Origin of the sequence: Eubacterium sp. AF34-35BH, assembly GCF_003477765.1 — a bacterium.
Taxonomy (GTDB): domain Bacteria; phylum Bacillota; class Clostridia; order Lachnospirales; family Lachnospiraceae; genus Eubacterium_G.
In genome coordinates this window covers 65,800-85,481 of sequence record NZ_QUDZ01000011.1, presented here as the reverse complement: position 1 = coordinate 85,481, position 19,682 = coordinate 65,800, and the positions used below count along the sequence as shown (strand labels likewise).

The 19,682-nt window shown below is 33.5% G+C and carries 21 protein-coding genes; 3 read left to right on the top strand and 18 right to left on the bottom strand.

Annotated features, from left to right (window positions below; all coding sequences use genetic code 11):
- Positions 1 to 99: 99 nt before the first annotated feature.
- Both DWZ69_RS11050 and DWZ69_RS11045 read right to left on the bottom strand, forming a co-directional pair.
- Positions 100 to 1,695, bottom strand: coding sequence for a type I restriction-modification system subunit M (locus tag DWZ69_RS11050; protein WP_118000575.1), 1,596 nt, complete (start codon positions 1,693 to 1,695; stop codon positions 100 to 102).
- A gap of 204 nt (positions 1,696 to 1,899) precedes the next feature.
- Positions 1,900 to 2,217 (bottom strand): HIRAN domain-containing protein, encoded by a 318-nt coding sequence (locus DWZ69_RS11045; RefSeq protein WP_118000573.1) that lies wholly within the window; start codon positions 2,215 to 2,217, stop codon positions 1,900 to 1,902.
- 216 nt (positions 2,218 to 2,433) lie between these two features.
- Here DWZ69_RS11045 and DWZ69_RS11040 point away from each other — a divergent pair, with 216 nt between their 5' ends.
- Together DWZ69_RS11040 and DWZ69_RS11035 are read left to right on the top strand one after the other, a co-directional pair.
- Positions 2,434 to 3,741: an IS30 family transposase gene (locus DWZ69_RS11040; RefSeq protein ID WP_118000571.1), complete on the top strand. Its 1,308-nt coding sequence runs from the start codon at positions 2,434 to 2,436 to the stop codon at positions 3,739 to 3,741.
- 360 nt (positions 3,742 to 4,101) lie between these two features.
- The gene (locus tag DWZ69_RS11035; RefSeq protein WP_118000569.1) at positions 4,102 to 4,734 is read left to right on the top strand and encodes a carbohydrate binding domain-containing protein; all 633 of its coding nucleotides are present in this window, start codon (positions 4,102 to 4,104) and stop codon (positions 4,732 to 4,734) included.
- A gap of 708 nt (positions 4,735 to 5,442) precedes the next feature.
- On the opposite strand, the gene rpsI is transcribed toward DWZ69_RS11035, so the two are convergent.
- The 6 genes from rpsI to DWZ69_RS11005 form a co-directional block, all read right to left on the bottom strand.
- Entirely contained in the window at positions 5,443 to 5,835 is a 393-nt protein-coding gene (gene rpsI / locus DWZ69_RS11030) for a 30S ribosomal protein S9 (protein ID WP_022164638.1), read from the bottom strand.
- A 22-nt stretch (positions 5,836 to 5,857) separates the two neighbouring features.
- On the bottom strand, positions 5,858 to 6,286 hold the full coding sequence (rplM, locus tag DWZ69_RS11025) for a 50S ribosomal protein L13 (protein ID WP_022164637.1): 429 nt from the start codon (positions 6,284 to 6,286) through the stop codon (positions 5,858 to 5,860).
- Positions 6,287 to 6,546: 260 nt separating this feature from the next.
- Positions 6,547 to 7,287: a tRNA pseudouridine(38-40) synthase TruA gene (gene truA / locus DWZ69_RS11020; protein ID WP_118000567.1), complete on the bottom strand. Its 741-nt coding sequence runs from the start codon at positions 7,285 to 7,287 to the stop codon at positions 6,547 to 6,549.
- A gap of 214 nt (positions 7,288 to 7,501) precedes the next feature.
- Positions 7,502 to 8,296 carry an energy-coupling factor transporter transmembrane component T gene (locus DWZ69_RS11015; RefSeq protein WP_118000565.1) on the bottom strand — a complete coding sequence of 265 codons (795 nt, stop codon included), beginning with the start codon at positions 8,294 to 8,296 and terminating at the stop codon, positions 7,502 to 7,504.
- A 257-nt stretch (positions 8,297 to 8,553) separates the two neighbouring features.
- A complete protein-coding gene (locus tag DWZ69_RS11010; protein WP_199521910.1) occupies positions 8,554 to 9,402 on the bottom strand; it encodes an energy-coupling factor transporter ATPase in 849 nt (282 codons plus the stop codon).
- Between the two features lie 8 nt (positions 9,403 to 9,410).
- Positions 9,411 to 10,250 (bottom strand): energy-coupling factor transporter ATPase, encoded by an 840-nt coding sequence (locus tag DWZ69_RS11005; RefSeq protein WP_118000561.1) that lies wholly within the window; start codon positions 10,248 to 10,250, stop codon positions 9,411 to 9,413.
- 268 nt (positions 10,251 to 10,518) lie between these two features.
- Here DWZ69_RS11005 and DWZ69_RS11000 point away from each other — a divergent pair, with 268 nt between their 5' ends.
- On the top strand, positions 10,519 to 12,402 hold the full coding sequence (locus tag DWZ69_RS11000) for an alkaline phosphatase family protein (protein WP_118000559.1): 1,884 nt from the start codon (positions 10,519 to 10,521) through the stop codon (positions 12,400 to 12,402).
- Positions 12,403 to 12,477: 75 nt separating this feature from the next.
- Here the strand turns inward: DWZ69_RS11000 and DWZ69_RS10995 are convergent, their stop codons facing one another.
- The 10 genes from DWZ69_RS10995 to DWZ69_RS10950 form a co-directional block, all read right to left on the bottom strand.
- The gene (locus DWZ69_RS10995) at positions 12,478 to 13,956 is read right to left on the bottom strand and encodes a glycosyltransferase family 2 protein (protein WP_118000557.1); all 1,479 of its coding nucleotides are present in this window, start codon (positions 13,954 to 13,956) and stop codon (positions 12,478 to 12,480) included.
- A gap of 344 nt (positions 13,957 to 14,300) precedes the next feature.
- Positions 14,301 to 14,828, bottom strand: coding sequence for a L17 family ribosomal protein (locus tag DWZ69_RS10990; RefSeq protein ID WP_022164907.1), 528 nt, complete (start codon positions 14,826 to 14,828; stop codon positions 14,301 to 14,303).
- Positions 14,829 to 14,864: 36 nt separating this feature from the next.
- Complete coding sequence (locus DWZ69_RS10985; RefSeq protein WP_022164908.1) at positions 14,865 to 15,824, bottom strand: DNA-directed RNA polymerase subunit alpha; 960 nt, start codon at positions 15,822 to 15,824, stop codon at positions 14,865 to 14,867.
- Positions 15,825 to 15,890: 66 nt separating this feature from the next.
- A complete protein-coding gene (gene rpsD / locus DWZ69_RS10980; protein WP_118000555.1) occupies positions 15,891 to 16,484 on the bottom strand; it encodes a 30S ribosomal protein S4 in 594 nt (197 codons plus the stop codon).
- A gap of 17 nt (positions 16,485 to 16,501) precedes the next feature.
- A complete protein-coding gene (gene rpsK / locus DWZ69_RS10975) occupies positions 16,502 to 16,897 on the bottom strand; it encodes a 30S ribosomal protein S11 (RefSeq protein WP_118000553.1) in 396 nt (131 codons plus the stop codon).
- A gap of 31 nt (positions 16,898 to 16,928) precedes the next feature.
- Positions 16,929 to 17,297: a 30S ribosomal protein S13 gene (gene rpsM, locus DWZ69_RS10970; protein WP_118000551.1), complete on the bottom strand. Its 369-nt coding sequence runs from the start codon at positions 17,295 to 17,297 to the stop codon at positions 16,929 to 16,931.
- Between the two features lie 315 nt (positions 17,298 to 17,612).
- A complete protein-coding gene (gene rpmJ, locus DWZ69_RS10965) occupies positions 17,613 to 17,726 on the bottom strand; it encodes a 50S ribosomal protein L36 (protein WP_040446913.1) in 114 nt (37 codons plus the stop codon).
- A gap of 183 nt (positions 17,727 to 17,909) precedes the next feature.
- Positions 17,910 to 18,128 (bottom strand): translation initiation factor IF-1, encoded by a 219-nt coding sequence (infA, locus tag DWZ69_RS10960; protein WP_022165095.1) that lies wholly within the window; start codon positions 18,126 to 18,128, stop codon positions 17,910 to 17,912.
- 18 nt (positions 18,129 to 18,146) lie between these two features.
- Entirely contained in the window at positions 18,147 to 18,896 is a 750-nt protein-coding gene (map, locus tag DWZ69_RS10955; RefSeq protein WP_022165094.1) for a type I methionyl aminopeptidase, read from the bottom strand.
- 4 nt (positions 18,897 to 18,900) lie between these two features.
- Positions 18,901 to 19,545 (bottom strand): adenylate kinase, encoded by a 645-nt coding sequence (locus DWZ69_RS10950; protein ID WP_118000549.1) that lies wholly within the window; start codon positions 19,543 to 19,545, stop codon positions 18,901 to 18,903.
- Between the last annotated feature and the right edge of the window lie 137 nt (positions 19,546 to 19,682).

Genomic DNA, 19,682 nt, shown 5'->3' with positions numbered 1-19,682 from the left:
ATAACCATTCTTTATACTTTCTGTTACATCCGACAACTTACGCTGTTCCCAAGGTTCAGTAAATCCTTTAAATCTTATTTTTGGTATATCTGCCATATTTTACACCTCCTCTAAGACTTTTATGAATTCTTCTACTGATTCTCTAGTTTCATCGCTATCAAAATTTAGGTCTTTTAACATACTTAACAGCATATTATTACCCTCTTTTATTTCTTTATCTGTATCTCTTATTCTCAGCGTAAGTGCTTTTAAATCAATCTCTGGTTCTTCTTCTGAAGTATCTACATATCGTGGTATATTCAAGTTATAATCATTTTTCACAATGTCTTCATAAGATGCAAGGTATGCTTCTTTCTCTACACTTTCTCTGTTATTATATAATTCAAGAACACGATCAATATGTTCTTCTTTCATAACATTCTGCTTTTTCTCTTTTTCATACAAATTTGATGCATCTATAAACAACACATCTCGTCCATCACGATGCTTTTTCAATACTACAATACATGTTGGAATTGAAGTATTATAAAACATATTTGATGGCAAGCCAATTACCGCATATATAGAACCATTTTTCAAAAGTGTTTCTCTTATTGTTCCTTCTGCTGCTCCTCTAAATAAAACTCCATGTGGTAAAACAATCGCCATTGTTCCTGTCTGTTTTAAATGATAAAATCCGTGTAATAAGAATGCATAATCTGCTTTTGATTTTGGTGCAAGCTTTCCACCATAATCCATAAATCTTTCATCTTGTTTAAATCCTTCTGCTGCAGACCATTTTGCAGAATATGGTGGATTCATTGTAACTACATCAAATTCTGTTTCTTCATCAGTTGGCCAGTCTGCATCTAATGTATCAGCATTTCTTAAGTGCTGATTTTCCGGCAAAACTCCATGCAAAAACATATTCATTCTTGCCAAATTATAAGTTGATGGCATAAGTTCCTGTCCATAGTATTTTATATAATCCGGTTCTTTTGCATAATTTTTGCAGCTCAGCATTAATGATCCTGAACCCATACAAGGGTCATATACCTGTAATCCTTTTTTATCTTCCTGTCCTGTCATTGCAATTCGACATAGTATCTGTGCCGGACCATGTGGAGTATAGAATTCCCCTGCCTTTTTTCCTGTTTCAGAAGCAAACTGTCCTATTAAGTATTCATATGCATTTCCTAGCACATCGCCTTCTGTATGTATTAAATCTGCACCATCTAACACTTTTATCACTTCTGCTATTGTTGCACTCTGTTTTTGGTCTCCGGTTCCAAGCCTGTTTGAATACAAATCAACATCTGCAAATAATCCATTAAATAATTCGTCTGATTCCTGAATTCTATTAAATGCTGACTGTAATTTTTCTCTGTTGAAAGAATTGTTTTTAGCATCTTTCAATATGCTTACATATGTCATATCAGGGTCCAATGTATAACGTAATGATTCTTTCAATTCTGCCAATAGTTCTTCGGCATCTTCACTATTCATTACATCCTCATAAACTTCCTGTGCTTCTTCTAAATCATCTGGTGTTTCATCGTTTAATAAATCATATACTTTTGATAAATATGAATCTGATAAATACTTATAAAATACTAATCCTAATAAATAAGTTTTGTATTCATTTGCATCCATCTTACCTCTTAATACATCTGCTCCGCTCCACAAAACCTGCAACAAATCTTTTCCTTCTGCCATTTTAGTCCTCCTATATTTTTAGTAAATCAAATAATTATTTATTCATTTTTATCACATTGTAAATATTTATTAATTATATTATAAGTGGCTATTTTATACAACTTTTGCATTGTTATATTTGCCTCCTTATTTATACATTATTTCATTATTTGTACTGTCATTTTCCATTTCAGCTACACAATAATTCTAATTCCAATAACTTCTTTAAAATTTAATTTCATCTACTGGTTTTACTAATTTACACAGAATTCCTCTTGGCATTTTGTAAAGCACTTTTCCAACTGCTGTGTCGCCAATTTTGTCATAAATTCGTCCTGCACTATATGACTCGCCAATGACTGTACTACAACTATTTGCCACATGCCCAACTTTTCCAATTCCCGGCATTTTTACAAGAATTGCTTCGTGGTCATATTTGTTGTCCGGTTCTTTCTCAAGAAGCACTTCCATATCCTTTTCAAAAAATTCGTCACCTTCAAAAAATCCTGTTCCTGTAATTGTAAAATAAATCTTATTTTCCATCTTTTTTTCCTCCTTTATAGCTGCTATTTTTCCTTTTATGACTCCATTTTCTCACATTCACTGTCCCTTTTTCAGGACTCGATTCCGCTATTTTTTCGAATTTAATTGCAATTTAAACTGCTAGTTTTTCCATGCTACTACTTTTGCAAACTAGCAGTTACCTTTGCAAAAGTGTATATTTTAAGTAGTCTTTGTTTGATCAGAAAGGAGGCTTTTATGCCAAAACAATTATCCTTATCTGAACGAATAATTATTGAACGTATGATTAGTAAAGACTACTCTTTTGCCTCTATTGGTAGAAATCTTGAACGTTCAGCTTCTACCATTTCTAGAGAAGTAATTAAATATCGATGCTTTGTTGATAGAATTCCTCTCCCTGGCGAGAATGATTGTACTCACAAAAACTCTTGCCTAAAGAATTCTATCTGCGATGATGTTGGAGTACATGGATGTTATGGATATCGTTGTAAGCGATGTCCTGAAGATCGTATATGCACAAATATTTGCGCTTCTTATGAATCTTCTCAATGTCCTCTTTTAGATAAACCTCCTTATGTCTGCACTAATTGTTCTATGCTTAAACAATGTAAACGTAACAAGGCTTACTATACAGCTCACAGAGCTGATGCTGCTCATCACAAAAGCATTCGCAATGCTCATTCCGGTGTCAGAAAAACTCCATCTGAATTAAGAGCAATTGCTGATATAATTGAACCTCTTATTGCTAAAGGTCAATCTCTAAATCACATTTGTGCTACGCACTTAGATGAATTAGGTATATCAGAGAGAACTCTCTATAATTACATTGACCAGGGTGTTTTTAAGGTTCGTAATATTGACCTTCCTAAAAAGGTTGTTTACAGGCAACGTAGACCTAAAAAGGTTCTTACCAAGCTTGAATACCAATATAGACAAGGTCGCACCTATGAAGATTTCAAATCCTTCATGGAAGCAAACCCAGATCTACCTGTTGTAGAAATGGATACTGTAAAGGGTGGTCGTAATAAGGGAAAAGTATTTCTTACTATGATTTTTAGAAGGACAGGTTTTATGCTTATCTTTCTAATGAACGATGGAACTCAGGATAGTGTAATTCAGATTTTTGATTCCTTAACTGAGATTCTTGGAGTCTCTCTATTCAAGAGATTATTTCCTGTTATCTTGACCGATAACGGCGTTGAATTCAAAAATCCTCAAGCACTTGAACACACAAGAACAGGACTTTCCAGAACTCGTGTATTCTTTTGTGATCCTCAAGCTTCGTGGCAAAAACCACAGGTCGAAAACAACCATCGTTTAATACGAAGAATACTTCCTAAAGGTGTTAGTTTTTCACCCCTCACTGTTGCTGACGTAACGTTAATCTCTTGTCATATAAACAGTGTTCTTCGTGAAAATTTAGATAACAAAACACCTTTTGATTTAATGGACTCCAAAGACGTGAAAAAGTTATTGTCTTTGCTACAACTTTCACCTATTCCACCCGATGAAGTTACTTTGAGTCCAAAGCTACTTAAGCGTTAATTAACATTTTAATTGATCAAACAAAGACTCCCATATCTTTTAAAGAAGCGGGGTTGCAGTTATTTTTTCAAAACTAATGCTATGCCGCTTATTAACTATGCACGAAAATATAGCAAAACAATAACTTTTTTATTATTATACACCATTTAAAGCTCAATTTTCACCCCATTTAAGGTTTAAAAAATTTGGTGTCAATATGTTCGTGCAGTTACTTTTTCATTTAAAGAGAAAAATAGAAAAAATCTCGATTTTTTTTTATATTTTCGAAAAATTTTCTCAGTTTCTATAGATTTATTTCTTATATGTTATATAATTAATATATGACTATTTATCATTAATAAAGAATGGAGGTGTACAATTATGAAATTTATGAAAAAATTAGGCGTTATTGCTCTATCGCTTGCGTTAGTCATAAGCATGAATACAAGCGTTTTTGCTAAGGCTAGTTGGCATGATTACATAGGTTTTGATGGAAAGCCTGGTCATACCTGGTATGAAGCCGCTGATGGAAAAGTAGTCGGTATTGCAAAAAACAAATGGACTGCCAAATTAAAAACTATCGGTTGGGGTGGTGTCTGGGGTGCACAAATATTCCAAGATGTCAATATAACAAAAGGACGGAAATACAGAATAAAATTTAAAATGAAATCAACTGACATTAACAAATGGGTGGTTATTAAAATTGCAAAAAAAGACAAAATAGCATACGTTAAATGGATTCATTTAAAGAAAGGTAAATATACAAAAATAAACGAAACTTTTGTTGCCAAAAAGAACGCATCACAGATTTACTTTGGCATTGGTGGTGAATTTGGTGATCGTGATGACGAAAAAGATATTTACGACTACCTAAAGAAAAGACCTAGCGACGGCAAAAGTAATGTTGCGGAGAAATCCACTAAAATACTTCTTCGAAAGTATTCCCTTAAACCTGCAACAAAAGTAAAGCCAAGCAAAACCTACTGCAGATGCGGTTGTCCATATTGCAAATAATTGAATTGTATCTGCAAATTATGTTATACAAAAGCGACTAATCCGAAGTCAAACTTCGAATTAGTCGCTTGTTATTTTATTCTATTAAATCTAATATATCCTGCTCGCTCCAATATATTTTATCATGGTTCAACCTGAAAAACACCCAGAAACGATTTTTGCTACGTTGTTAAATATATATCAACACTTTTTAGATAAAATCAAATTCACCTTTATGTTAAACTCCTATTACTATTTACACAATTAAATTCTAAAATACAAAACTATATTTTTAAAATATAATATACTTACCAGGGGAACCAAGGGGGCGACATGGCTATCCGTCTACTCACATAGAGAAAGGCGGTGATAATATGAGTACATACGAAGAGTTATCTCTAATTATTTCAACTGTTGGATTAGTTATTGCTATTCTAATGTACCACGACAATAAAAAATAGTCGTCCTTGTTCTCTGGTATAAGTAGGACGACTATTTTTTAGTTTCCAATAGACCGAGACGGCTAGCCTTGACCTAGCTTTCGGTTCTCTTGTTAAGTACATTATATCAAATCAAAGTTTTAATTCAATAAAATTTGTCACTAATATGTCACTCACTTGTCACTCACGAGTCCGAATCAACCATTATTAATGATTTTTTTAAATAAAGAAAAACCCCGAAAAGCCTATGTTTTCGGGGTATTCTTGTATATTTGATTTTTTCCACAAATTATCTCTTGCTGAACTGTGGAGCACGACGAGCTGCTTTGAGACCGTATTTCTTTCTTTCTTTCATTCTTGAATCTCTTGTTAAGAATCCAGCCTTCTTTAATGCAGGTCTGTTTTCAGCATCAGCCTGTACTAATGCTCTAGCGATACCATGTCTGATAGCACCAGCCTGTCCTGTGTATCCACCGCCATGAACACTAACTTTGATATCGAACTTGTCTGTTGCACCGATTGTTTCAAGTGGCTGACGAACGATAACCTTTAATGTTTCAAGACCAAAATATTCATCAATATCTCTTTTATTAATTGTTATATTTCCATTTCCAGGCATTACATATACTCTAGCAACACTGCTTTTTCTTCTACCTGTTCCATAATACTTTTCTGTAGCCATGTTATTTTCTCCTTTCAGTTAACTAAAATGTTAATTCTTCTGGTTTCTGAGCTGCATGTGGATGCTCTGCTCCAGCATAAACAAAAAGTTTCTTAATCATGCTTCTTCCTAAAGGTCCCTTTGGAAGCATTCCCTTAACTGCAAGTTCAATAACGCTTTCAGGTTTCTTAGCAAGTTTTTCTTTAAGAGTAACTTCTTTCATACCACCAACGTATTCTGAATGATGATAGTAAATCTTCTGTTCTAATTTCTTTCCTGTTACCTTAATCTTGTCTGCGTTTGTAATAATTACATAGTCACCTGTGTCGATATGAGGTGTGAACTGTGGTTTGTTCTTTCCTCTTAAAATCTTAGCAACTTCTGATGACAAACGTCCTAATGTATATCCTGTAGCATCAACTACATACCATTTTCTCTCAATATCTGCTGGACTAGCCATATATGTTTTCATTGGTTTACCTCCTGAAATTTTGCTTATCTAAATTCTTTAATTCATTTCATGTCCGTACCGGGGCTTTGGCTAAGACACAAAAAACTAACGTGCATAACACGTCACAATACTGATGTATTATACAATAACTAAATTTACGTGTCAACACGATTTTTTCAATTTTTATACAATTTTTCTGCCTGAAGTGAAAAGTTTATTTCCACTTTTAGTATCTTGAAGTGGATTTTAGTCTTTCACTTATTTCCAAATATTTCATTCCACTATTCCTCATACTCAATTCCTATTAATGTTAAACCTCTTGCGGGAGCTTTTGGTCCTGCCATGTATCTGTCTTTTGAATCAAGTATTTCTTTTACATGTTCAGGCGGATAGACTGACAATCCTACCTTTAGCAGGGTTCCCACTATTATTCTAACCATGTTGTAAAGGAATCCATTTCCACTTATTTTTATACTTATAATATCATTTTCTTTTGACACATCCAAAGTGTAAACTGTTCTTACTGTGGTTTTTACCTGACTTCCTGCTGAACAAAAGCTTGCAAAATCATGTTCTCCTACAATGTATTCTGCTGCTTTTTTCATTTTATCCACGTCCAATGGTAGATATACAAAATGAGTGTACAATCTGTTTAACGGATCAGGAAATCTTCTATTTAAAATTTTGTATTCGTATGTTTTAGTGCTATTGCAATATCTTGGATGGAAATCCTGTGGCACTTTCTCGGACTTCTGAATTCTTATGTCATCAGGTAGTCTTTGGTTAAGTGCAAAAGAAATTTTCTCTGCCGGTATTTTTGTGTCGGTATCAAAAACTGCCACATTAGCAACCGCATGAACTCCTGAATCGGTTCTACTTGCTCCAATTACCGCAATATCCTCTTTTAAAAGAGAGGATAATTCTCTATTTATAATTTCTTCAACGGTTATTCCGTTTTTTTGAATTTGCCAACCACAATAGTTGGTTCCATCGTAGGAAATAATTAATCTGACTCTCTTCATTTTTCTATCTTTCTATTATCAACTATACAATTCTCATTGAATATACAAATCTTATTTATCAGCATACTTGCTATTCAACATCAAAGTTCTATATATCAATATACCTGCTATTCAATATAAAAGTTCTATATATCAATATACCTGCTATTTAACATCATAGTTCCATATACTAATTTATTTTCTGTACTTGATTTCCACATTATATATTTCAAACTCAAATCACATAAGTAACAACACATAAACTTGCTACAATTAACACGTAACTGCCATACGCCATGTAATCACGCTTAGCGTATTTTAGTGGTTTCATCTTTGTTCTATCGCCACTGTGATAACATCTGGCTTCCATTGCTGTTGCCAGGTCAATGGCTCTTCTAATTGACGAAATAAACAAAGGTATAAGAATTGGAATAAGGCTTTTTGCCTTCTGCAGTATGTTTCCTGTGTCAAACTGTGCGCCTCTTGCTTTTTGTGCCTTTGTTATTTTTTCTGTTTCTTCCATTAATGTTGGTATGAATCTTAATGCCAGTGACATAATCATTGCAATTTCATGTACCGGAAATCTTATAACTTTTAGAAAACCAAATGATTTTTCCAAGCCGTCAGCTAAGTCATTTGGTGTTGTTGTAAGTGTCATTACCGAAGTACAAATTACCAGATAAACCAGTCTTATTGCTATAAAACCGGCTTTTATCAAGCCTTCTTTTGTTACTGTTAATGCCCATATTGAAAATAATTCTTCTCCCGGTGTCATAAACACGTTCAATACGGCACTAAAAAGTAGAATAAAAAGAATTGCTCTTACTCCTTTTAATAATTTTCCAAAGGGTACTTTTGATGCCTTGATTATCGCTGCCATAAATACCGTAAATAATATATAGCCCAGAACACTATCAAGTAAAAATAACATAACGATAAAAACCATTGTGCCAAATAATTTTACTCGAGGGTCTAATTTGTGTATTATTGAATTTTCCGGATAATATTGTCCTATTGTTATATTTGCCATTTCTTCTTCCTAAATTAATTGTAATATCCTTATATTTACTAACCTATAATTTGTAATATGCTTATACTTACTAACTTATAATTTCAAAAATCTAAAACTTATTATCATTTGCTTTAAGATTATTAACATCTTTATCTGACTGGCTATTCGCCTGATAAACTCGAATATACTACTTAATCTATCTGACTGGCTATTCGCCTAATACATTCAAGTATACTACTTAATCAATCTGGTGGATTATTCTGTCATTTATTGCTTTATTTTCCAAGTGCCTTTAAAATATTTTCTTTAGCATCTTCTACATTGATTATGTTTTCGTCCACATCCAGCCCGTTTTCTTTTAGCTGATGCATAATATAAGTTATCTGTGGAGCTGCCAAACCGATTTTTTCCAGTTCCTTATAATGTTTAAATACTTTTTTCGGTGTGTCATCAAACATTACGCTTCCGTTATTCATTACAATGATTCTTTCAGCGTAATTTGCCACGTCTTCCATGCTATGAGAAACGAGAACAACTGCCATGCCTTTTTTCTTATGAAGATTTTCGATGCAGTTAAGAATCTTATCTCGTCCTGCCGGATCAAGACCTGCTGTTGGCTCATCCAAAATCAAAATATCAGGCTCCATTGCCAAAACACCGGCAATAGCCACTCTTCTTTTCTGCCCGCCTGACAGTTCAAATGGCGATTTATCAAAAAGTTCTTCCTTGACACCTACAAGACTCAAAGCTTCTTTTGCCTTATTGATTGCCTCTTCTGTTGACAAGCCCTGGTTGTTTGGTCCGAAGCATACATCTTTAATTACTGATTCTTCAAATAACTGATGCTCAGGGTACTGAAATACCAGCCCTACTTTGCATCTTAGCTGTCTTAAATCAAAATCTTTGTCATATATATTTTTCCCGTCAAAGTAAACATTACCTTCAGTTGCTTTTTCCAAGCCATTAAAATGCTGTATTAATGTTGATTTGCCAGAACCGGTGTGCCCGATTATCGCAATAAATTCACCTTTTTCAATTTCTAAATTGATATTCTTTATTGCTGCTGTTTCTGAAGTTGTTCCTTTTTCATAAATATAACTTACATTTTCTAATTTTAAAGACATTCTATTTCTCACTTTGCTTTTTTTATTTCATTAACAAGTTCGTCTATGCTTAATATACCTTCATTTATATTTAAACCGCTTGTTCGTAACAAATGACCTAACTCTGTAACCTGCGGCACTTCCAAACCGATTTTTTTGATTTTATCTACTTTACTGAAAATCTCTCTTGGAGTTCCTTCCATAATTAACTTTCCGTCATCCATTACAAAAACTTTATCTGCTCCAATTACTTCGTTCATGTGGTGGGTAATTAAAATAATTGTTATATTCTTTTCCTTATTTAATGTATGAAGTGTTTCAATAACTTCTTTTCTGCCTACAGGGTCGAGCATGGCTGTGGGTTCATCTAAGACTATACACTGTGGTTCCATGGCAATTATTCCGGCAATTGCCACTCTCTGCTTCTGACCTCCTGAAAGTTTAAGAGGGGACTTGTGTCTGTACTTTGTCATGCCTACAGCCCCCAACGCCTTCTCTACTCTTTTCCAAATTTCGGCTGTTGGGACTTTCAGGTTTTCAGGGCCAAATGCCACATCCTCTTCAACCATTGTTGCAACAATCTGATTGTCAGGATTCTGAAACACCATTCCCGCGTTCTGTCTTATGTCCCAAAGAAGTTTTTGATCCTTTGTGTCCATACCATCTAAAAATACTGTTCCCTCAGTTGGAGCAAGTAGTGCATTAATATGTTTTGCCAAAGATGATTTTCCTGAACCGTTATGGCCTAATACTGCAATAAACTGTCCTTTTTCCACATCTAAAGACACATTATCAACAGCTCTCAATGTGGTTCCCTCTTCTTCGTCAACGAAGTCATGTGTTAAGTTTTTTATCTTTAACATTTCCATAAAAGTCATCTGTTCCTTTCATATATAAGTAATGCTTTTTGATGGTCCGAACCTATTTTATTCTATTTATACATATTTTGCAACTTGGATAATTTAAAACTAATTTATTTACACTACTTTTTTCTTTTTAACACTATTTCTCTTTCTTCTCCACAATGGTTAAAAAAAATTTTATATTTTACAACTTCAATACCTTAAAAACATTTCACTTTTTTTCTTATTTGTGCTATCTTAATATTTGTTCTATTTCACATTTGGGAGGATTATTATGAACGCTAAAATCAAAGATTTATTTTTAAAAATAAGAAGATACATATCTGTTCACAGATATACCTTATATTTAATTATTCCATTTCTTTTAATGGACATTTTTACAAGGGCGTTTGGTTATGCCATAGGGTATTTCCCAACCTTTTATCCTGCACCTAATATTTTTACTTTGGTTTGGATTTTCCTATTTATTGGAATCATAACCTGTCTTAAAGGAAAAGGTTGTAGCATTGCTTACTGGGTGCTTTTTATTTTGGCATACGTATTGTTTTTAACTAACACTGTTTACTACTCATTAACAGGTTTTTATTTTAGCTTTAACTTAATGCTTATGGCAAGCGAGGGTAGCTCTTATATTGTTGATACAATTATTCACGCCAATCCTATAATTTACGTTGCGGCAGTTATTATTCTTATAATAGCAATAATTGTTTTCAGAAAGTTTTCTCCAAAGAGAGATTTCAGACCTAAAAGACTGCTTGTTATTTTTGTTATTTTTATTGTTTTGCATTTAGCTGCACCTTTAGGTTTAGGTTTTGCTAACAGCCATTTAAAATGGAGCAGTTTTAAAAATCCTAGAAATGTTTACAACAGCTACAGTGACAGCAATAAAAGTATGAGAGTTTCAGGTTTGTACGAATATTCTTTTAGGAACTTTTATATTACTTTCGTTAAGCCTAAAGAAAAAATTAATTCTAAGGACAAAGCGTTTTTGGACAGCATTTACAAGGCAAAAGATACAAAAACAAGTGATAAATATACAGGTATGTTCAAAGGAAAAAATGTTATTTTCCTACAGTTAGAGGGTATGGACACATGGCTTTTAACTAAAAAAACAACGCCTAACTTATATAATTTAAAGAAGAATTCTATTGATTTTAAAAAGCATTATTCAATATATACCGGTGGTGGTTCAACTTTTAACTCAGAATTTGCAGTTAATACCGGGTTCACAACTCCTGCTTCTTATACTGAAAATGTTTATACGCTAAATACGAACACAAACAACCACACAATGGCTAAGCTGTTTAAAAATGAAGGCTATTCTGTAAATGCTTTTCATATGAACACTTCAGGTTTTTACTCGAGAGGTATTAATTACAAGAGTTGGGGCTATGACAACTATTTTGGTTTAAAAGATATTGGTCACTACAGCGACTTGGATTATGAACTTGACCGACAGCTTATTTTAAATAAAACTTTCTACAATCAGATGTTTAAACAGAAAGGTAAATTTGTGGATTATATTATTTCATATACACCACATACTCCTTTTACAACAAGTAAGGAAGTTGGTAAGCTTGTTGCCGAAAACAAGTACGGCAAGGGGAATGTTCCTGATTTAAGCGAGGAAGAATCGGCTAAACTTATGGTTGGCGAAACTGATTATATGGTTGGTCTTCTTATTCAGGCACTTAAGGATAACGGTTTGTACGATAACACAGTTATAGTTGCCTACGCAGACCATTACCTTTACACAATTAATGACAAAACTGTTTTGGACAAATATAAAGATACACAGGGCAACTTAATTAACAACACTCCATTCTTTATTTGGAGCAGCGACATTAAATCCCAGTCATTTAATAAAGTTACAATGCAGATGAACATCCTGCCTACTGTCCTTAATTTGTTTGGAATTGACTATAATAGCAATTATTATTTGGGAACTAATGCATTGTCACCTAAATACAAAGGGCTTGCTTATTTCAGCGATTATTCCTGGTACGACGGTAATGTGTATGTCGAAAACGGCGAAGTTGTTAACGGAAAGAAAATTTCCAAAAAGAAACTTGAAGAAACAAGCGACAAGGTAAACAAATTATTTAGAAAAAATGACTTAACACTGAAATATGATTACTTCAAAACACTTGGAAAATAATTTCCTATAAGAATATATAATAAAAAACAGTTGCGACATTTACGTATCAAGTACGTGCCTGTCGCAACTATTTTTTTATGCACCTTCTTCAATATCCTCAATTGTAACTTTACTGTTATGAGGTATCGGCTTCCATTCAACTTTCTTAAACAAGGCTACATACTGAGTATATCGTTGGATAATATCAAATGTAGGCCATGTGAAACAATAAAGAATTTTACGCCATATACTGAATTTTGGTATCCTCTTGTATTCTATTATAAAAATGTACACTGCAATCCAAATATTAATGAAATATTTGCATATTCTATAGAAAATTCTTGCCCATATAACAAGTAACAGGCTTAGTCCATAGGATTTCCAACCTGGAGCCAATGTAATGCTTATATTTCCAAAAATGTGTTTACACAAAGTTGCTATATAACTGTCTCCATTGAAAACCCAGAAAGTTGCTCCTATTTTCCATACAATAAATGGATAAAGAATAAGTTTGGTCAATATCCATTTTGCTATGTATACAATGTTTTTTGGCACTAACTGTGCAAATGTATCAAAGGACATAAATCTATGTCTTATTGTTCTCCATAAATAGTCATACCAGGCATCATCTTCTTTATGCTCTGTATGCTTATCAACAAAGATGTTTTTAAACAATCCCCAGCCACTTTCTGCAAACGCCTGTAGATGCCCCTTGGACCATCTTAAACGCTGACGAAGTGCCACTTTCAAGCTTATTGGCTGTTCATCATAGAAAATGGCGTCGTTATTATATGATATTTCATAGCCCTCAACTACACAATCTGCAGTTAAAGATCTATCTTCAGTTAAAGATGTATATTTCCAACCATCTTTAACTATTTCATTTGAAAACAAAAATCCTGTTCCCTGAATATTTGTTGCCAAATGTAAAAATGAACGTGCCCTATGTCTCCATCTGATTGAACGTAACCAATGAATTGCATAAGTTGAAGCTATCCAGCTTTCTGTCCAGTTTTTTGTACTTCTATACGAAGTAATGATTTTTTCTCCTGCATCGAAAGAATCATTCATTCTGGAAATATAATCTTTTTTCAGAAGGTTATCTGAGTCAAAAATAAAATATCCTTCAAAAGATTGTATGCCATAATCCTTTTCAATCTGCTCAAATCCATATTTTAACGCAAAACCTTTTGTTCTCTCATCAGGATTAAAATGTTCATAGCAAATTGCACCATTTTCTCTTGCTACCTTTGCAGTATTGTCTGTACAATTATCGGCTATAACAAATATTGTAACCAGCTCGCTGGGATAATCCTGCTTCTTAATACTGTTAATCAGGTTCTTAATTACAGGCTCTTCATTTCTAGCCGGTATTACAACTGCATACTTGTGATTTTTCTTAGCCGGCTGGAACTTTCTTGTTACCAACAAACTTATTATCATATAAGGTTTCTCATGTATAACTAAAATACTCATAAAAATAGTTATTATCCCACATATAGCCAATGTTGGTGAGTAAATGCTACACATAAAATTTGCTATTTTGTTTATTACTATTATTGTATTTATTTCCATGTATTTTCCTTTCTTAAGTGCAAACTTATTATATTATACTAACAAGTCTAACAAAATACTAGAGGAAAATTATTCTCTCCTTATTTGCTTTTTATTTATATATATTGAAATGTATTATTTTATTTTCCTAATTTTATAATAAAAAAATAAATCTCCTTCTACCTTTTATAACTAAGTAAATGTATTTTTAATTTTGGTGTGTCTTTGTAATTTTGCAGACAATAAATTTTAGTTTTATTGTCTTGATTCAATTAAATTACAAACCAAAAAGAGAAGTATAGACGCATACAGCACTTATACTTCTCTTTTTATAATATTAAATCGCTTCGCTCAAAGCTTCGCAACTAGATTAATTCAAGTAATACTTCCATAGCTGCATCACCTTTACGCTGGCCAATCTTTACGATTCTTGTGTAACCACCGTTACGATCTGCATACTTAGGAGCAATTTCGTCAAATAACTTATTTGTTAAGTCTACCTTCTTAGCATCTTTCTTCTTTCCAGTTTCATTATTTGTTACTGTGTAAAGAACTTTATTCATCTGACGTCTTGCATGAAGTCTTGAAGGCTGATCTTTCTTAATAGTTTTCTTTACTTCATCGAAAACTGTTACTTTCTTGCCATCAACAACTTCTTTGACTCTCTTACCATCTTTATCTAAACGAGCAACCTTTGCTGTTACTTCAACTTCATCAAAGTTATCTTTTTCCTTAACTGCTAATGCAATAAGACCTTCTGCAACTTTTCTGATTTCCTTAGCTCTTGTTTCAGTAGTAACAATCTTGCCGTTATTTAAAAGACTAGTAACCTGACCTCTAATTAAAGCTTTTCTCTGACTTGAAGTTCTTCCAAGTTTTCTATAACCTGCCATTTTCTTACCTCCATAATGCTAACAAACTCTAGTTTATTAGTTTTCGTCGCTTGGTTTCAATCCAAGGCCGAGTTCTTTTAACTTAGCAAGTACTTCTTCTAATGACTTACGACCAAGGTTTCTAACCTTCATCATATCATCTGAAGTCTTATTTACTAATTCCTCAACTGTATTGATACCTGCTCTCTTCAAACAATTGTATGAACGAACTGATAACTCTAATTCATCAATGTTCATTTCTAACACTTTATCAATTTCATCATCAACTGGTTCAGCGATAACTTCAATGTCCTTTGTAGTTTCTGAAAGGTCAATGAATAATTTTAAGTGTTCACAAAGAACTTTTGATGCTAAACTTACAGCTTCATCAGTATCTAATGTACCATTTGTATATACATCTAATGTAAGCTTATCAAAATCAGTAACCTGACCTACACGAGTATTTTCAACAGCCATATTAACTCTTTCTACTGGTGTGTAGATTGAATCTACAGCAATAACTCCAATAGGTAAGTTATCGTTTTTATTCTTATCTGAACTTACATAACCTCTTCCCTTAGTAATGATTAACTCCATACTAAGTTTGCTATCAGCACCACCGTTAAGTGTTGCAATAACCAAATCAGGGTTTAAAATTTCAATATCAGAATCTACCTGGATATCGGCAGCTGTAACTACCTGGTCGCCAGTAACATCAATATGAGCAATTTTAGGTTCATCTGTTGCACTGGTATTCTTAATTTCTAACTGCTTTATGTTTAAAACTATTTCTGTAACATCTTCCTTAACTCCTGGAATTGTACTAAATTCATGAAGAACTCCGTCAATCTTAATCTGACTTACAGCAGATCCAGGTAAAGATGAAAGCATAATTCTTCTTAAAGCATTTCCAAGTGTTGTACCATAACCTCTTTCAAGTGGTTCTACTACAAACTTACCGTATCTTCCATCATCTGATTTTTCTACTAAAATATTTGGTTTCTCAAAATCGAACACTAATAGCCCCTCCTTTTTTGGGAATTGCTTAAACTTATTGGGAACAATAATATAAATAAATATATATTATTTAGAATATAATTCAACAATAAGCATTTCATCTACAGGTACATCAATTTCTTCTCTCTTAGGAAGTTCTTTGATTTCACCCTTAAGATTATCCTGGTCTACTTCAACCCATGCTGGGACTGTTCTTCCACCAGTAACTTCGATAATGTCCTTGTATCTCTGTGAACCCTTGCAGTCCTCTTTGATTTCAATTACATCACCAGCCTTGATAAGGTATGAAGGAATGTTTACCTGCTTACCGTTTACCAAAACATGTTTATGATCTACAATCTGTCTAGCTTCTTTTCTTGTTCTAGCGAATCCCATACGGAATACTACGTTGTCAAGACGAGTTTCTAACATAATCATAAGATTTTCACCTGTCTGTCCAGGCTGTCTCTGTGCCTTCTTGTAGTAATTTCTAAAAGGCTTTTCTAGTACGCCGTAAATGAATTTAGCTTTCTGCTTTTCTCTTAACTGAAGACCATATTCACTCATCTTTCTACTAGATCTGTTTAAATTTCTATTTGATTTCTTGTCTATTCCTAAATAAATTGGATCTAAACCAAGTGATCTACATCTTTTAAGAACAGGAACTCTATTTACTGCCATTTCTATTCCCTCCTAAATTAGACTCTTCTACGTTTTGGTGGGCGACATCCATTATGAGGAACTGGAGTTACGTCCTTAATTGATGTAACTTCAAGACCACATGTAGCAAGGGCACGAATAGCTGCCTCTCTACCTGATCCTGGACCCTTAACCATAACATCTACTGATTTTAAACCATGAACTAAAGCTGCTTTTGTTGCAGTTTCTGCTGCCATCTGAGCTGCATAAGGAGTAGATTTCTTTGAACCTCTAAATCCTAGACCGCCAGCACTTGCCCATGATAAAGCATTTCCTTCAGCATCTGTCAATGTGACAATTGTATTATTAAATGATGCCTGGATATGTGCCTGTCCGTGTTCAACGTTTTTCTTAACACGCTTCTTTGTCACTTTCTTTGTAACTTTCTTAGCCATTTCTAAACTAACCTCCCTTATGGGTTTCTAACTATTTTTTCTTGTTTGCTACAGTTCTCTTAGGACCTTTTCTTGTTCTGGCATTATTTTTTGTATTCTGGCCACGAACAGGAAGTCCACGTCTATGACGGATACCTCTATAGCATCCAATTTCCTGTAATCTCTTAATGTTTAAAGCGATTTCTCTTCTTAAATCACCTTCTACTGTCTGACTTGCATCGATAACTTCACTAATCTTCTTAACTTCTTCGTCAGTTAAATCCTTACATCTTGTGTCAGGATTTACACCAGCTTCAGCTAAAATCTTTTTAGAACTTGAAATACCGATACCATAAATATAAGTCAAGCCAATCTCAACTCTCTTTTCTCTTGGTAAATCAACACCTGAAATACGAGCCATGTGTATAACCTCCATTAGTTAATTTGTATGAATCATTAAATAACGTAGCCCGTGTGTAACACGTCTGAAATGTGTACGCATCCAAAAATTCACAGTTTAAAGTTTCTTCGTATTAGTAGTTCAGCAAATTTTCTACTAATCTCCGGGAATAATACCCTCATATTATAATAGTAATTCTCTATCACACTAGATACTATGTAACACTAGAATTACTGCAGCCGCATGCTAAAATGTAGTTATAATACATATAATAACTACAAACACACAAACAAGTGAACAATAAAAATCATTCACTTTATATCAAAAACTTATAAATTAGCCCTGACGCTGTTTGTGCTTTGGATTTTCGCAAATTACTCTTACGATTCCTTTTCTTTTAATGACTTTGCATTTTTCGCAAATTGGTTTAACTGATGATCTAACTTTCACAGTAAAATCCTCCTTCCACAAAAAAGTCCGAGTATGATAATATCATAGTTTTCAAAATATTACAAGAACTTTTTTGAAATTTTATTAATTTATTTTAATTAATAGTTACCTAAGTTAATTTCCAAATAAAAGAGCAACTCTTGTGCGAGCACAAGTTTGCTCTTTTATTGAGAAATGCGTTGCTTATTTATCACGCCAGATGATTCTTCCTTTTGAAAGATCGTATGGTGACATTTCAATTGTTACTGTATCACCCGGTAAAATCTTAATATAGTTCATTCTTAATTTACCACTAATGTGAGCTAAAACAATATGTCCATTTTCTAATTCTACCTTAAACATTGCGTTTGGTAATTTTTCAACAACTTTTCCTTCAATTTCAATTACGTCTGCCTTTGACATTTTTGTTCCTCCTAAATTTTAGAGTGATAAGATTTCCGGTTCACCCTTTGTAATAAGAATTGTGTTTTCATAATGTGCTGATAATGAACCATCATCTGTTACAACTGTCCAGTCATCATCAGTCCATGCAACATCAGGTCTTCCCATGTTAATCATTGGTTCAATAGCAAGTGTCATGCCTGCCTGAAGCTTCATGCCACGTCTCTTCTGTCTGAAGTTTGGTATCTGTGGATCTTCATGCATTTCTGTACCAATTCCATGACCTACTAATTCTCTTACAACACCGTATCCAAATTTTTCTGCATAATCACCGATTGCTGCAGATATATCATATAGATGGTTTCCTTCTTTTGCAAATTTTATACCTTCAAAGAAACTCTGCTTTGTTACATCAATTAACTGCTGTGCTTCTTTGCTGATTTCTCCGATAGCAATTGTTCTTGCGGCATCTGACTGATAGCCTTTCCAAATAACACCTGTATCTAAACTTACAATATCGCCATCTCTGACAATTTTATCTTTGTTTGGAAGACCATGTACAACTTCATCATTAATTGAAATGCACACACTTCCCGGATATCCTTCGTAACCTAAAAATGAAGGAATACAATCATAACTTCTAATAATTTCTTCACATATCTTATCTATTTCATAAGATGACATGCCTGCCTTTACTTCCTGTGCAAGCTGTTCGTGAACTTTAGCAAGAATCTTTCCTGCCTCTCTCATTAAATTAATTTCTCTTTCTGATTTAATTGTTACTGGCATTTTCTTATGCTCCTAATATCTTTACTATTTCATTAAATACATCTTTCATATCAATTGTTCCATCAACACTCTTTAAGATGCCCTGTTCATTATAGTAATCAATAAGTGGCTGAGTCTGATTATGATAAACTTCCAAACGGCTTAATACTGTTTCAGGCTTATCATCATCTCTTACAATAAGTTCTTCTCCGCACTCGTCGCATTTTCCTTCAACCTTTGTTGGGCTGTAAACAATATGATATGTAGCTCCACAGTTTACACATGCACGTCTTCCGCCCATTCTTCTAACGATGTTCTCGTCCGGAACATCAATATCGATTGCAAAATCAACTTTTTCTCCATTTGCCTTCAAAGCTTCATCTAAAGCTTCTGCCTGTGGAATAGTTCTTGGAAAACCGTCTAAAACATATCCGTTTTTGCAATCGTCTTCTTTAAATCTATCCATAATCAAGTCTAATGTTAATTCATCGGGAACTAACTGTCCCTTATCAATAAAAGACTTTGCTTTTTTTCCTAATTCTGTACCATTTTTAATGTTTGCTCTAAAAATATCTCCTGTTGAAATATGAGGAATACTATATTTTTCAGCAATCATCTTTGCCTGTGTTCCTTTTCCGGCACCAGGTGCTCCAAGCATTACAATTTTCATATTTGCCTCCTTCTACATTAATAAACGTTATAAATATTCTCATAACTTCTATTAAAGCATAAATAAACATGGATTTGCAATAGTTACTATTAAAAATTTCAAATTATAGTACATTTAGGGGGCAGTGCAACACCGTC

Coding starts and splice junctions, on each gene's coding strand:
- DWZ69_RS11005 (WP_118000561.1), bottom strand. CDS start 10,250: ATGGAAATGTTAAAGATAAAAAACTTAACACATGACTTCGTTGACGAA.
- DWZ69_RS11045 (WP_118000573.1), bottom strand. CDS start 2,217: ATGGAAAATAAGATTTATTTTACAATTACAGGAACAGGATTTTTTGAA.
- map (WP_022165094.1), bottom strand. CDS start 18,896: ATGCCAGTAACAATTAAATCAGAAAGAGAAATTAATTTAATGAGAGAG.
- DWZ69_RS11040 (WP_118000571.1), top strand. CDS start 2,434: ATGCCAAAACAATTATCCTTATCTGAACGAATAATTATTGAACGTATG.
- rpsM (WP_118000551.1), bottom strand. CDS start 17,297: ATGGCTCGTATTTCAGGTGTTGATTTACCAAGAGAAAAGAGAGTTGAG.
- infA (WP_022165095.1), bottom strand. CDS start 18,128: ATGTCAAAGGCAGACGTAATTGAAATTGAAGGAAAAGTTGTTGAAAAA.
- DWZ69_RS11010 (WP_199521910.1), bottom strand. CDS start 9,402: ATGTCTTTAAAATTAGAAAATGTAAGTTATATTTATGAAAAAGGAACA.
- rpsI (WP_022164638.1), bottom strand. CDS start 5,835: ATGGCTACAGAAAAGTATTATGGAACAGGTAGAAGAAAAAGCAGTGTT.
- DWZ69_RS11050 (WP_118000575.1), bottom strand. CDS start 1,695: ATGGCAGAAGGAAAAGATTTGTTGCAGGTTTTGTGGAGCGGAGCAGAT.
- rplM (WP_022164637.1), bottom strand. CDS start 6,286: ATGAAAACATATATGGCTAGTCCAGCAGATATTGAGAGAAAATGGTAT.
- DWZ69_RS10990 (WP_022164907.1), bottom strand. CDS start 14,828: ATGGCAGGTTATAGAAAACTTGGAAGAACTTCAAGTCAGAGAAAAGCT.
- rpsK (WP_118000553.1), bottom strand. CDS start 16,897: ATGGCTAAGAAAGTTACAAAGAAAGTGACAAAGAAGCGTGTTAAGAAA.
- truA (WP_118000567.1), bottom strand. CDS start 7,287: ATGAAGAGAGTCAGATTAATTATTTCCTACGATGGAACCAACTATTGT.
- DWZ69_RS11035 (WP_118000569.1), top strand. CDS start 4,102: ATGAAATTTATGAAAAAATTAGGCGTTATTGCTCTATCGCTTGCGTTA.
- DWZ69_RS11015 (WP_118000565.1), bottom strand. CDS start 8,296: ATGGCAAATATAACAATAGGACAATATTATCCGGAAAATTCAATAATA.
- DWZ69_RS11000 (WP_118000559.1), top strand. CDS start 10,519: ATGAACGCTAAAATCAAAGATTTATTTTTAAAAATAAGAAGATACATA.
- rpsD (WP_118000555.1), bottom strand. CDS start 16,484: ATGGCAGTAAATAGAGTTCCTGTTCTTAAAAGATGTAGATCACTTGGT.
- DWZ69_RS10995 (WP_118000557.1), bottom strand. CDS start 13,956: ATGGAAATAAATACAATAATAGTAATAAACAAAATAGCAAATTTTATG.
- DWZ69_RS10950 (WP_118000549.1), bottom strand. CDS start 19,545: ATGAAAATTGTAATGCTTGGAGCACCTGGTGCCGGAAAAGGAACACAG.